We start from the raw sequence: 12,571 nt of genomic DNA, 5'->3' as shown, positions 1-12,571 counted from the left end.
ACCTGACCAGGGTGGATCATTGTCAATACCCACCTGATAACCCAGGCCAGTCCAGAGAATTTGCAACTCTCTGGACTGAACCGGCGGCTCAGCATGAGCCAACGCACCTGATACGGACAACAGCAAGCACAGGGCAATTTTCCTCATCCGATTCTGGCTCCTACGGAGGCCAGCAAGGGCACCCCGAAAAGCACAAGAACCCCAAGCAGACCTTGCCAGGAATGCAGCCTGCGAACAGATTTTTTATAGTTGCACTTTGAAAACAGCCAGCACAACAGCCAAACCAGCAGATAGCTGATTAACAGCCGGCCTGCCAGATTACCCAAAACATAAGCATCCATGGTTACTACTCCGAAGTTCAGGGTTGATAGATCAGCTTAATTTCTGTCTCTCCAGGCTCACTGAACAGATCATCACTAGCTGTAGCAGGCTCCAGCCTGACATGAGGAATCGAGAGTATCTCTTTTGTTGATTCGATACGGGCAATATCTTTCCCTTTGGCCCTGGCTTTATCTACAAACAGGACTTCACCATCGCCCGCCGTGAATTTCATATACGTTGATGGCAGTTTATGTCGGTACCATTTCACCAAGTCGTTAAATGGCATGCTGGTTTGATAGACAGCGGATGGCAGCGCATCGGGGCCAAAGAAGGCGGGCGCTTTGGTCAGGTGGGTTTCTAACCTTGCGTCAGCTGGCCTGGGAAGGGTAATCACCGATTCACTGGCTTCGGGCTGAACGTGCTCCAACATTTGTTGCAATTCTTTTGGCATCATACTGATGGCCTGAAGCTCTTCGGCGCTTAGCGATTCATTAGAGTAATCTCTGGCACTGGCAGTTACGGTTACTACCATGGCCAAAGCACCAATCATTGCACGATACGTTCTTTTCTTATTCATTACTGCTCTCCCTTGAGCATGGGTTTGATTCGAAGTTCTACCCGGCGATTTAGGCGAAGCCCTTCTTCCGTCTCATTGCGAACAATGGGTGATTGTTCCCCCATTGCCCTGATATTCAGTTGTGACTGATCAATCCCGTAGGCTGCCACCAATAACTGGCTGACGTTCTTTGCCCTTCGTGCGGACAACTCATTATTGAATGTGGCATCACCGGTGCTATCTGCATGGCCTGTAATCTCTATGGCCTGTCCGGGATGATCGTCCAGATAACGAGCCAGTTTCATCAACTCGTCCGGATTTTTATTGATAACTATGTCAGAACCGGTTGCAAACTGAAAGGGTGCAGGGTCTTTCAGCAAGTGTCTGGCAATCTGCATTGCTTTGCCGCTGTCTGGCCTTGTTTGAACAATATCAACAATGCTGCGAGGTATATAACCAATGTCGTTCACATAGGCAGCAACCAGCCAGTAACCACCATTACTGGAAGGGGTGCGGCACAAAATGTAGTGCTGAGTTTCATTCATCCCGATAATGTCTGAAGACAGGTACAGTGACCAGCCTGCAGTATCACCACACGCACTGCCCTGGCATTGATAAACAGTCTCAAAATCAGCGTCTTCCACCCTCTTTTGATATGATCGATGACTGAATACGCCATATCTTCTTTCTGATAGTCGTGCACCAGCCTTCGCCATTCGCCGGATACTCTCAACGATGAGCTGAGATCATACCCCTCCTGCTCTTCATCAGACACGTCATCACGATAAATCACTGGCCCGGAAATCGCCTCGTAGTCAACAAACACTTTGTATTCATCACCAAAAGTCATTGCTCCTGCCAATGGCTTAAAGGGAATATTGTCAACTCCCCCGCCTATGCCCCCACCCTGTGCCACTGAAGTTATACACAGGGCAATCGTAGCCACTCCGCAATACTTCAACAATATTGAAACCACAGGTTTGTTTCTAAACATAAAGACTCCTTTCTACTTCCATGCTTACTGATTTTTATTAGAGAATACTGGTTACAGCGGGTTCTCATCTCAGGTTCTTACATCTTTTCCCGTTGTAGAGGTCGCCCTCACACCGAACCGGTGTTTGCATTCGAACAACGGAGTGACCAGTAACCGGAATAAATGGATTATCCCCCGGGTCAATTGCTCCTCTGCGCTCGCAGGCCAACCAGTGCTTCTGGCTAAGCCCACCAGTCAGTCTCATGGTTTGCTGAATCATTCTATTGGCAATAGGAACAATCAGTTCAATGCAGGCATGAGTTTCAATTTTTAGCAGGTTCACATCCTGAAGATTAACCGCATGGCCGCCTTTTACTCTAGAAACACCACTATTTCTGACGTTCAAGTTATCATTAGGTATTTGTCGTATTTTTTTCCTGGCCTCTCGAAATTTACCGGCGTGGGGGCATGCTCTTCCCTTGCAGGGCTCAAGGACTGTCGTTGGCTTAGAAAAATTGTCGAACATCGCTTCTGTGGGTGAAACGATTTCCAGGCTATAGCCCAATGGCACTGACTTAAGCTCACTTCTCTTGGTATTTCTTGAGTCTGCGTGCCTGCGACCTTGAATGCTGGAGCCTTTTATACAGTTTTGGACGTTTCTTAACGGCTCTTGGCTCCGACCGACCGGGTCGATTTCCAACAATATGCCGTCCTATGATGTCCAACATATTAATGATTTTCTGTTCCAGCCAGTCACCCGATGCTCCCAGCAACGTCTGAAGGAATGACACCAGCATTTCAGATACGGCGCAATGATCTCTGTCCGGGGATACTCCTCAGCATCCAATAAAGTGGTGATGATGGTGCGACGTTTGTTCTTGACAGCACGGATTACCAGCTCTGCAGGCATCTGATCATAAAGCTCCTGACTCATCCACTCAGGTCGGACTGGTCTTGTTAATTTGAATAATCCATCCTTGCTACCCAGCTTTTGATCGCATTTCCGGAAATCAATATGGCGGGCACCTTTTTTCTCGAAAACCAAGTCAGCCTGGCTTGTAACAACAAAGCCAACAGGAAGCAGTTCTCAAAATTCGCATCACCTAACAGGATGTCGCCATCCTGCAGATGGGAGAACAATTTCCTGAGCAAAGCTTGTTCTCCGGTTTCTTTCCCTTCGTAGGCAGCCACAGCAAAATCAAGCAATGCGCCACTGCCAAGACATATCAAAACAAGAATTCTGAGAATCGGGAAACCAAGCCCTTTTTTTGAGTGCCAGGCTGAGGATATTCTTTCTGATTTTTCTCGGTGTCAGGCATCAACAATCTTGAACCATCAGTAAGCAGTACACGACGTTGATGCCATAGCCATGATTCTGGTGAGGCGTGATCAAGGCTATTGCCAGATTTGCGCAGCAAACCTCTTAGGGATGCTTCACTCAACCGTTGCCTCGCTTTGCAATATGCGCTGGTGTCAGTGTTGGGCACTTTCTTCTTGTTGCCCCTGACGACCAGGTCTCTCGCTTCATCAATGAGGGCGTGGCGACATGATTTGGTGTCACTGGCCACCTGTCGCATGAACAAGGTTAATGTTTTGATGGGTGGAAAATCCCTTACCCTGCAGCCGGGGTAACAATTCTGAAAAGAGTTAAGGTCATCAGAGGTAAGGATTGATGAAAATTCATCACTTTCAGTCTGTGCAAATTGGTGAAGGCATTCATTTGCGAGGGACAGAAACTCTTGGCTACACTTGTTCATGGCTTGCTCGGAAGGGAAATATTTAGGTTTGTGACTTTTTATAGTCGCTTCTTTCCGAGTAAGCCTTGAATTATCAAGGGCTGAGGCCTTAAGTCAGTGCCATTGGACCATACTCCCCATTTTATCCGGATCAAAAACAATCAATGGCTTCGACTCAGGATACAGGCAAGCTATATACACATTAGTGACATTTCCCGCCAGAAATGCAGGCATTGCCATAAATGCATTAACTCTTGAAGAAAAATCCACACGCTGCTCAGCTGTTTCAAAAGGCAACCCTGAAAAACCTTTTTCCCACTGCTTGAGTATGTCCATCTCTTTGTGTCTATAGCGTTCAATCACGCTACCACATTGAGCTTTTTCTTCTACATAATCGCTGGTCGATAACTCCGACAGCACAGAATCAATTTCTCTCAGTTGGTGTGAGAAAGCCTCTAAAAATCTTGATTTATAATCTTTCGATGGCGCTATATGCTCAAGAATCTCTTCCTCTGTAGCATGGATGGATGGCGCATATTCATCATCCGAAGTAGAGCTTTCAATAACATCCATAAACTCATTTAATCTTCCCTCCAAACGATCAGACAGATGCCTTTCATAGCTTTCAATATCTGAAGCTAGCACCTGAAGAGAGAATAACACTGAAAAAAAAGCGATAAATCTAGACATAAAAATGCTCACCGGAAGGCAAAGCTAATAAGCTGCCAGTTCAAAACCAGCAGCTACCTATACTTCTTATACATTTTTTCATTTGTGACTCCTTTCGCCATAATCAAATATTTTATGTTGAACACCTGTCAACTATATTTGATTTATATATTCCAACTTTTTTGGTGAATACCGACTTACATAATTCCTGAATTCGTATCATAAATGCATAACCTCTGTAACCAGAGGGTTGCCACTGAATTGCCTTTGAAATGAATCAGAACTCAGGGGTACTCTGTTAAGCAACCAAACCAAACAGAGGACGCCACGGATGGCCTTTAAGCACCTGAGCTCTGAAGAGAGACATTATATCGAAATTGAACTGAAAAATGGGACCTCCCAGAACAAAATGGCAAAAAAACTTGGACGTTCACAGAGTTCTCTTTCACGAGAGTTAGGGAGAAACAAGGGGCTGCGTGGTTACAGGCACCAGCAGGCACATCGTATGGCCCAAAAGCGACACAAGGAAAAAAACAAGGCTGTTAAGCTGACAGAAGATATTAAACGACGAATTTCTAATGATATTTGTTCAGACTGGAGTCCTGGGCAAGTGGCGGGAAGGCTTAAAAAGGAAGGAGAGATCAAGCTACACCACGAAACGATTTATCAGTTTATCGCAGATGATAAGCGTAACGGTGGCAGCCTCTATAAGCACTTGCGACACCAGAAAAAGACATACCGGAAAAGATATGGCTCAGCCCATAACCGAACCGGCATACCTAACCGGGTTGGTATTGAAGAACGTCCAGCAGTAGCCAACAACAGAGAACGTGTCGGTGACTGGGAGGCTGACACCATAATAGGTAAAAACCATAAAGGGGCCATCGCAACATTGGATGAACGGAAGACCAAGCTTCGCCTTGCTGTTCCTCTGCCTGGTAAGAAGGCAAAAGCGGTTAAACAGGCGATGATCGGCGCGCTCAAGCCCCTGAAAAAGTTCGTCAAAACCATCACTTACGACAATGGTAAGGAGTTTGTTCAGCATGAGGAGATTGCCAAAGCTTTGAAATGTGACAGTTACTTTGCTGCACCATATCACTCCTGGGAGAGAGGTCAGAATGAGAACGCTAATGGCCTGCTCAGGCAGTACTTCCCCAAGTCTATGGAACTTAATAACGTCACAGAAAAAGAAGTCATGATAGCGGTCGATAAGCTGAACAGTAGGCCCAGAAAATGTCTTGGTTACAAGACTCCTTATGAGGCATTCAAGGAGTTAACCGGAATAGATGCAAGAAAAATCATGGGTTATGCATTTATGACTTGAATTCAGGTTGAAAAACTCTTTTAGAAACAAAACATAACAGAAAATTTTTTAAAATCTGAATAATATTCCTTTCAGTTTTATTCGGCACATTTTCTGCGTGCTTCTTTCTTAGCGGTATCATCCACTGACGGTCGATTTCAGGAAGTGACTGGTCAGAGTACTGCTCAATAGACTTTTGTGGAGTTTCATGTCTATGGTTTCGCGCCAAGGCCGTTTATTTGTTCTTTCCTCTCTGGCTTTTGCCGTATTCACCGGTAATGCCGTTGCAGGTGGCTTTGAAAAAGCGACCATGTGGGACGCGAAATACGCGGCCCTTGCGGGTGCCGCTGTTTCTTCCGTTAATACCTCCAGCGCCGTTTTCTACAACCCGGCGGGTCTGGCTCGTATTGAGGGCAATGATTTTGCCCTGAATGCCTCTCCTACCTTTGTTCAGACCAACGGTCCTGCTGAAGGCGATAAATCCTATGTGAAAGGTGAGAGAAACTTTGTTCCAAATGCCGGTATAACCGGAGCTTTTCGCCTGAATGAAAAGTTTGTTATGGGTTATGGTTTCTACGGTGCCGGTGGTGCTTCTGCCAGTTATGAAGATGTTACTGTCGGTAGTGTTGTACCGATCATGGGTAACATGGTTGATCTGCGCATGACTGGCGAGTATTCAACCGATATCAAGATAATGGAAGCTGGCCTGGCACTGGCTTATCAGATCAATGACAACTGGTCTATCGGGGGCACCTATCGTCTAACTTATGCCCGGGCTGATATCAATCTGGCTTCAAAGGTCGGTCCTGCTGGTGCGCTTGTGGGCTACAATGACCTTTCCGGCTTTAACACATTTGGTGTGCGTCTTGGCGCGATGTATCGCTCCGATGATAACCGCTGGGGCTGGGGCCTGAATTACCGCTCTGACGTTAATATAGAAGCAGACGGCAAAGCTAGCTTTGAATTGGGCCCTATAGATCGCCCGATTTATGCAGGCAGAGACGCTACCGCTAAAACAGCATTACCAACCCAGATTTCCACAGGTGTAGACTACAGTCTGAATGATGACTGGAAGCTGTTTGGTGAAGTTACCTGGTCGCAGTACAGCTCTATTGAAGCGATCAAGTTTGTCAGCAGTGAAGGAAATCTGGCTGTAGACAGCATTAATACTAACTGGAATGACCAGTGGAACTTCCGCTTTGCTACTGAGTACACCGGCATGGACAACTGGGCGTTGAGAGCAGGTTATATTTATACAACAGCCGTGACCCCAGAAGAATACGCCGCACCAACCTTCTCCACTCCTGCTGGTGCTCATACCTTTACCATGGGTGCAGGTACCACCTTGATGGACGACAAATTGGCACTTGATATGGGAGCAGAATATAACTTAGCTAAAAATGATACGGTAAAAGGAGGTGGTGACCTGACCGCTACTTCAAAAGCCAGCTCTGGCAAATACGACACCAATGCCTGGGCACTGCACGCCACTCTGCGCTACAAGTTCTAATTTTGATTGCCAAGTGACATAAAATACCGGCGTGAGCCATTCATGCCGGTATTTTTTTATTAACCCAAAACCGTTTTGAGTTCCCTGGTACATCATTTCGATGAGTACAATCTCCGTTCACCCTGAGCGGAGTCGAAGGGTGATTGGCACGATCTATCAGAGTCCGGAGTTTCCGCCTTTAGGCCCTATGGGTCCTTCGACAAGCTCAGGACGAACGGAGTGCGGAGACACGACAACCCGTCAAACTCATTGAAACAATGTACTAGTGATTCAACACCTGCCCAAGAAACCTGCGGGTTCGCTCTGAACGTGGGTTGCTGAAAAACGCTTCCGGCGGAGCCTGTTCAATAATCTGGCCTTCATCCATAAAGATCACCCGGTCAGCCACCGTCCGGGCAAAGCCCATTTCATGGGTAACACAGAGCATGGTCATCCCTTCCTGCGCCAGCTCGACCATAACCTCCAGCACTTCTTTAATCATCTCCGGATCAAGGGCAGAGGTGGGCTCATCAAACAGCATGACTTCCGGATTCATACACAGGCTTCGGGCAATCGCCACCCGCTGCTGCTGGCCACCAGACAGTTGTCCGGGATATTTATTGGCCTGATCCGGAATCCTCACCCGCTCCAGGTATTCCATGGCCACCTTCTCCGCTGCCTTTTTTGACTGTTTACGGACCCAGATAGGTGCCAGTGTACAGTTCTCCAGAATGGTCAGATGTGGAAACAGATTAAACTGCTGGAATACCATTCCCACTTCACGACGGATGGTTTCTATATTTTTCAGGTCATTGGTCAGTCGGGTGCCATCCACCACAATGCTGCCTTCCTGATGCTCCTCAAGGCAATTAATGCAGCGGATCAATGTCGACTTACCGGAGCCGGAAGGCCCACAGATAACGATCTTCTCCCCCTTCTTAACGTTCAGGTTAATATCTCGCAGCACATGAAATTGACCATACCATTTATTCAGGCCACTGATCTCAATCAGGCTGGCCTGCTCAACAGCGGCTTCACGCTGAATCGTCACCTCTGGCTGGCCACTTTTCGGTAATGGCTTTTGCAGACGAGGCTCGTCAAGATAATCACTCATACCATTGGCATCCCTGATTTCATTATCGCTGTAATTGTTGTTCCAATCGCTGGCTGTACTTTGATATGCCAAAACAGAAGACCCAGAAAACCAGCCCGGCAAATAGATAGCCCTCTATGGAGTTACCCAACCAGGCGGGGTCATTCAGCCCGGCCTGAATAATGGCCAGCAGATCAAACAAGCCGATAACCAGTACCAGACTGGTGTCTTTAAACAGGGCAATAAAGGTATTTACCACCCCGGGAATAACCAGTCTCATGGCCTGGGGCAGGATAATCATAATCATCCCCTGCCAGTAACTCAGGCCAAGACTGTTGAACGCTTCAAACTGCCCTTTGGGGATCGCTTGCAACCCTCCTCGCACCACTTCCGCCATATAGGCCGCCTGAAACAGAATAATGCCGATCAGCGCCCGCAGCAGTTTATCGAACACCACCTCTTCCGGCACAAACAGTGGCAGCATGACCGAGGCCATAAAGAGCACAGTGATCAGGGGAACACCGCGCCAGAGTTCAATATATCCGGTACATAAAGACCGTATGACCGGCATATTGGAACGACGGCCAAGGGCCAGCAGCACACCGAATGGCAAAGAGGCGATCATCCCGCACAGTGCCAGCAACAGTGTCAGCATCACCCCACCCCACTGATGGGTCTCCACCTTCTCAAGCCCCAACAGGTCGCCATAAAGCAAAAACCAGGAAACCACCGGCATCAGTACCAGGCTGTAGCCCAACACCCACTTTTTACCGGGTGTCACTTTAAACGACAGCCAGGCAATCAACAGGGCCAGTTGAGCAAAAAAGAGATCTGCCCGCCACTGCTGTTCTTCCGGATAAAACCCGTAAATAAACTGATCAAGCCTTGCGGTGATAAAAGCCCAGCAGGCCCCTTCACTGCTGCAGGCAGTGCTGTCGGTGCCAAACCAGGTAGCCTCAATAAATGCCCACTGCACCAGCGGTGGTACCAATAAATACAGACCGTAAGCAATCAGCAGCGTGGTCAGCGCACTCAGCGGGTTGGCAAACAGATTATTTTTTACCCATGCCAGTACACCGACGGCTGTTGCCGGTGGCTCACGGGCAGGAATCATGTTGCTATCGTAACTGATCATTTCTCTCAACCTTACCGCTCGATAAGCGCCACACGTCTGTTATAGATATTCATCAGCAGGGATACACTCAAACTGATGGTGAGATAAACGGCCATGGTCATGGCAATTACTTCCACCGCCTGCCCGGTTTGGTTCAGGGTTGTGCCGGCAAAGACACTGACCAGGTCCGGATAACCTATCGCTGTCGCCAGTGAAGAGTTTTTGGCCAGATTCAGATATTGATTGGTCAATGGTGGAATAATCACCTTCATCGCCTGGGGAATCACCACCAGGGTCAACACTTTCCCTGGCTTTAGCCCCAGTGACGCGGCAGCCTCTTTCTGCCCTTTCTGGACAGACTCAATACCGGCTCTTACCACCTCGGCAATAAAGGCAGCGGTATAAATGGTCAGGGCCAGTAACAATGCGCCCAGCTCAGGAATGATGGCAATACCACCACGGAAGTTAAAACCTTTCAGCGCTGGCGTATCCAGAACCAACGATGCACCAGAAAAGTGCCAGATAAGCGCAGGAATGCCTATTAATAGTGCAGCCATATACCAGGGCGCACCGGAAATGCCCTTACCGGTTGCCACTCTTCTCTGCCGGTTTCTGGCCCTTAGCAATAACGCCAGACCAATGGCCACCAGGCAACTGACCAGAACCGGCAGCAGCCCCTGCTCAATAATAGGTTTGGGCAGAAAAAGACCACGCAGATTTAAAAAAATGGTATCGCCGAGGGCATAACTTTGCCGGGGATGGGGTAACGCCGCCAGAACGGCGAAATACCAGAAAAAGATTTGCAGCAGTAATGGAATATTGCGAAAGGTTTCAATAAACACCGATGCCATTCTGGCCAGCAGCCAGTTAGACGACAGTCTGGCAACACCCACCAGAAAACCCAACAGGGTGGCGAAGAAGATGCCTAATCCGGACACCAGCAGGGTATTGAGTATGCCCACAACAAAGGTGCGGCCGTAGCTGTGGGATTCGTCATAGGCCACCAGCGATTGAATAATGCCAAAGCCCGCTTCCTGGGAAAGAAAATCGAATCCGGTGCTGATGCCCCGATGCTCCAGGTTGTTCATGGTGTTATTGATCACCCAGACACCGAGCATCACCACCAACAGCACCACAATTCCCTGCATCAACAGCGGTCTGAAGGAGGCATCACGCCATAGCCTCAGCATCTCTTTCAACATCTTCTCCAAAAAGGAGGGTCTTGCATTTTTTTTATGGGATACGTGCTCAGGATCACTCACGACCTAACTCCCTTTTTCTTATCTTGTTCCCGCGCTTCAGAAGTTCTGCAGAAATGCAGGACTGTCCATACTCCCGCTCTCACGCGTTGCGTGCAAGCGGGGTATATGTCATAACGATTGAATTAACGGAAGGGAGGAGCGTAGAGGATACCGCCTTCGTTCCAGAGAGCGTTCAGGCCACGATCGATCTGAAGCGGTGATTCTGCACCTACATTACGCTCAAAGATCTCCTCATAGTTGCCCACCTGCTCGATAATCCGCAGAGACCAGTCATCATCCAGGGCAAGACCTTTACCTTTAGGGCCGTCAATACCCAACAAACGACGTACATTGGGATCAGAAGAGGCTTTTTGCGCGTTGATATTGCCCGAGTTCAGGCCCAGCTCTTCACCATTAATCATGGCGGCCAGGCTCCACTTGACAATATTAAACCACTGGTCGTCGCCCTGACGCACTACGGGACCGAGCGGCTCTTTTGAAATCACTTCTGGCAGAACCACTGCGGAATCAGGCTTGGACAGACGAACTCTCAAGGCATAAAGCTGAGATTGGTCAGAAGTCAGGACATCACAACGCCCCGCATCAAAGCCCTTTGCCGTACTGTCAGAGGTATCAAAGACCACGGGCTGATACTCCATATTATTAGCCCGGAAATAATCGGCAAGATTCAGCTCACTGGTGGTACCGGACTGGATACAGATAGAAGCACCATCCAACTCTTTGGCACTTTTCACACCCAGGTCTTTCTTCACCATAAAGCCCTGGCCGTCGTAGTAAGAGACGCCGGTGAAGTTCAGGCCCAGGGAGGCATCACGGGTCAGGGTCCAGGTGGTATTTCTGGAGAGCACATCAATCTCTCCTGATTGCAGAGCGGTAAAACGCTCTTTAGCGGTAAGCGGTACAAACTTGACCTTGCCAGCATCTTTCAACGTCGCTGCAGCAACGGCACGACAGACATCAACATCCAGCCCACTCCACTGCCCTTTATCATCCGGGTTACTGAAGCCCGGAAGGCCGGTGCTGACACCACAGGCCACATAACCTTTTTCCTTTACCGACTCCAGCGTTGCCGAAGCGCTGGCGACCGGTGCCAAACCCGCTGCCGCCAATGCGCCCAGCGCAGCGACTGTTTTCAGACTTTTCAGCATGAGATCTTTCCTTTGGTGTTGTTATTATTTTCAGCACGGGATGTCCGGCACAGGTTAATCCTGCTCAACCACCTGACAATTGCAACCGCGCTTTGGCTCATGGTTTTTCAACCATACCTGCAAGCAAAAACACTAGCAACTGTTATGCCGTTCATGTTTGTCCTGGCCATCCCTTCTTCTTGTTCAAATTGCTCAGCCTGTACCAAACCTTGCAAAGAAAGTCGTTCAGCTGCTTTCCGGGTTATGTATTAATTGTGTTAAACTGCCGTCCACTTCGATAACCATGCAGTGATAATTCTTCCAATGTCTCAAAGAATCAGCGAACACTACAAGGCCATTATTGAGTCCGTCGGTGAAGATATTCATCGGGAAGGCCTTAGAGATACGCCGCTTCGCGCTGCCAAAGCAATGCAATACCTGACCAGAGGCTATAGCCAGACACTGGAAGAGATCGTTAATGGTGCGGTGTTTGAATCCGACATCAGCGAAATGGTCGTGATCAAAGACATTGAGCTGTACTCAATGTGTGAGCATCATCTGCTGCCCTTTATTGGCAAGTGTCATATTGGCTATGTACCCAATGGTAAGGTGCTCGGCCTATCCAAATTTGCCCGCATTGTGGATATGTTCGCCCGCCGCCTGCAGATTCAGGAAAACATGACCAAACAGATTGCCGATGCCATTATGGAAGTCACCGACGCCAAAGGGGTTGCCGTGGTGATTGAGGCGCAACATATGTGCATGATGATGCGCGGTGTGGAAAAACAGAACTCATCCATGACCTCTTCGGTCATGCGTGGCCTGATGAAAGATAATCAGCCAACCCGGGAAGAGTTTCTGCGTTTTATTCGGTGACAAACCTGATCATTGACAACAAAAAAGCCAGCATTTGCTGGCTTTTTTGTTG

General features: G+C 48.4%; 14 protein-coding genes. 3 read left to right on the top strand and 11 right to left on the bottom strand.

Annotated features, from left to right (window positions below; translation table 11 throughout):
• Positions 1-358: 358 nt before the first annotated feature.
• The 7 genes from ACO6UY_RS15395 to ACO6UY_RS15365 form a co-directional block, all read right to left on the bottom strand.
• Positions 359-898: a hypothetical protein gene (locus ACO6UY_RS15395; RefSeq protein ID WP_422490526.1), complete on the bottom strand. Its 540-nt coding sequence runs from the start codon at positions 896-898 to the stop codon at positions 359-361.
• Entirely contained in the window at positions 898-1,422 is a 525-nt protein-coding gene (locus ACO6UY_RS15390) for an OmpA family protein (protein ID WP_422490524.1), read from the bottom strand. Before ACO6UY_RS15390 ends, ACO6UY_RS15395 begins: the two co-directional genes overlap by 1 nt.
• A complete protein-coding gene (locus tag ACO6UY_RS15385) occupies positions 1,419-1,871 on the bottom strand; it encodes a hypothetical protein (RefSeq protein WP_422490523.1) in 453 nt (150 codons plus the stop codon). Before ACO6UY_RS15385 ends, ACO6UY_RS15390 begins: the two co-directional genes overlap by 4 nt.
• 64 nt (positions 1,872-1,935) lie before the next feature.
• Positions 1,936-2,421: a hypothetical protein gene (locus ACO6UY_RS15380; RefSeq protein ID WP_422490522.1), complete on the bottom strand. Its 486-nt coding sequence runs from the start codon at positions 2,419-2,421 to the stop codon at positions 1,936-1,938.
• 386 nt (positions 2,422-2,807) lie between these two features.
• Positions 2,808-3,056: a hypothetical protein gene (locus tag ACO6UY_RS15375; protein WP_422490521.1), complete on the bottom strand. Its 249-nt coding sequence runs from the start codon at positions 3,054-3,056 to the stop codon at positions 2,808-2,810.
• 20 nt (positions 3,057-3,076) lie between these two features.
• Complete coding sequence (locus tag ACO6UY_RS15370) at positions 3,077-3,433, bottom strand: hypothetical protein (RefSeq protein WP_422490520.1); 357 nt, start codon at positions 3,431-3,433, stop codon at positions 3,077-3,079.
• Between the two features lie 267 nt (positions 3,434-3,700).
• Entirely contained in the window at positions 3,701-4,276 is a 576-nt protein-coding gene (locus tag ACO6UY_RS15365; RefSeq protein ID WP_422490518.1) for a hypothetical protein, read from the bottom strand.
• A gap of 310 nt (positions 4,277-4,586) precedes the next feature.
• Here ACO6UY_RS15365 and ACO6UY_RS15360 point away from each other — a divergent pair, with 310 nt between their 5' ends.
• Together ACO6UY_RS15360 and ACO6UY_RS15355 are read left to right on the top strand one after the other, a co-directional pair.
• The gene (locus ACO6UY_RS15360) at positions 4,587-5,579 is read left to right on the top strand and encodes an IS30 family transposase (RefSeq protein ID WP_422490516.1); all 993 of its coding nucleotides are present in this window, start codon (positions 4,587-4,589) and stop codon (positions 5,577-5,579) included.
• 193 nt (positions 5,580-5,772) lie between these two features.
• The gene (locus tag ACO6UY_RS15355; RefSeq protein ID WP_422490514.1) at positions 5,773-7,068 is read left to right on the top strand and encodes an OmpP1/FadL family transporter; all 1,296 of its coding nucleotides are present in this window, start codon (positions 5,773-5,775) and stop codon (positions 7,066-7,068) included.
• A gap of 262 nt (positions 7,069-7,330) precedes the next feature.
• Here ACO6UY_RS15355 and ACO6UY_RS15350 read toward each other — a convergent pair whose 3' ends face one another.
• The 4 genes from ACO6UY_RS15350 to ACO6UY_RS15335 all read right to left on the bottom strand — a co-directional run bounded on the left by ACO6UY_RS15350 (position 7,331) and on the right by ACO6UY_RS15335 (position 11,664).
• Positions 7,331-8,161, bottom strand: coding sequence for an amino acid ABC transporter ATP-binding protein (locus tag ACO6UY_RS15350; RefSeq protein WP_269675964.1), 831 nt, complete (start codon positions 8,159-8,161; stop codon positions 7,331-7,333).
• A gap of 22 nt (positions 8,162-8,183) precedes the next feature.
• Entirely contained in the window at positions 8,184-9,272 is a 1,089-nt protein-coding gene (locus ACO6UY_RS15345) for an amino acid ABC transporter permease (RefSeq protein ID WP_422460429.1), read from the bottom strand.
• Between the two features lie 14 nt (positions 9,273-9,286).
• Complete coding sequence (locus tag ACO6UY_RS15340; RefSeq protein WP_422450551.1) at positions 9,287-10,456, bottom strand: amino acid ABC transporter permease; 1,170 nt, start codon at positions 10,454-10,456, stop codon at positions 9,287-9,289.
• Between the two features lie 182 nt (positions 10,457-10,638).
• Positions 10,639-11,664: an amino acid ABC transporter substrate-binding protein gene (locus ACO6UY_RS15335; protein WP_422450012.1), complete on the bottom strand. Its 1,026-nt coding sequence runs from the start codon at positions 11,662-11,664 to the stop codon at positions 10,639-10,641.
• A gap of 303 nt (positions 11,665-11,967) precedes the next feature.
• Here ACO6UY_RS15335 and folE point away from each other — a divergent pair, with 303 nt between their 5' ends.
• On the top strand, positions 11,968-12,519 hold the full coding sequence (folE, locus tag ACO6UY_RS15330; RefSeq protein ID WP_101745113.1) for a GTP cyclohydrolase I FolE: 552 nt from the start codon (positions 11,968-11,970) through the stop codon (positions 12,517-12,519).
• Positions 12,520-12,571 lie beyond the last annotated feature (52 nt).

Origin of the sequence: Endozoicomonas sp. ALE010 (assembly GCF_049310165.1) — a bacterium.
In the GTDB taxonomy this organism is placed as follows: Bacteria; Pseudomonadota; Gammaproteobacteria; order Pseudomonadales; family Endozoicomonadaceae; genus Endozoicomonas.
The sequence above is the reverse complement of the archived record's forward strand: the minus strand, read 5'-3'. Positions and strand labels throughout refer to the sequence as shown.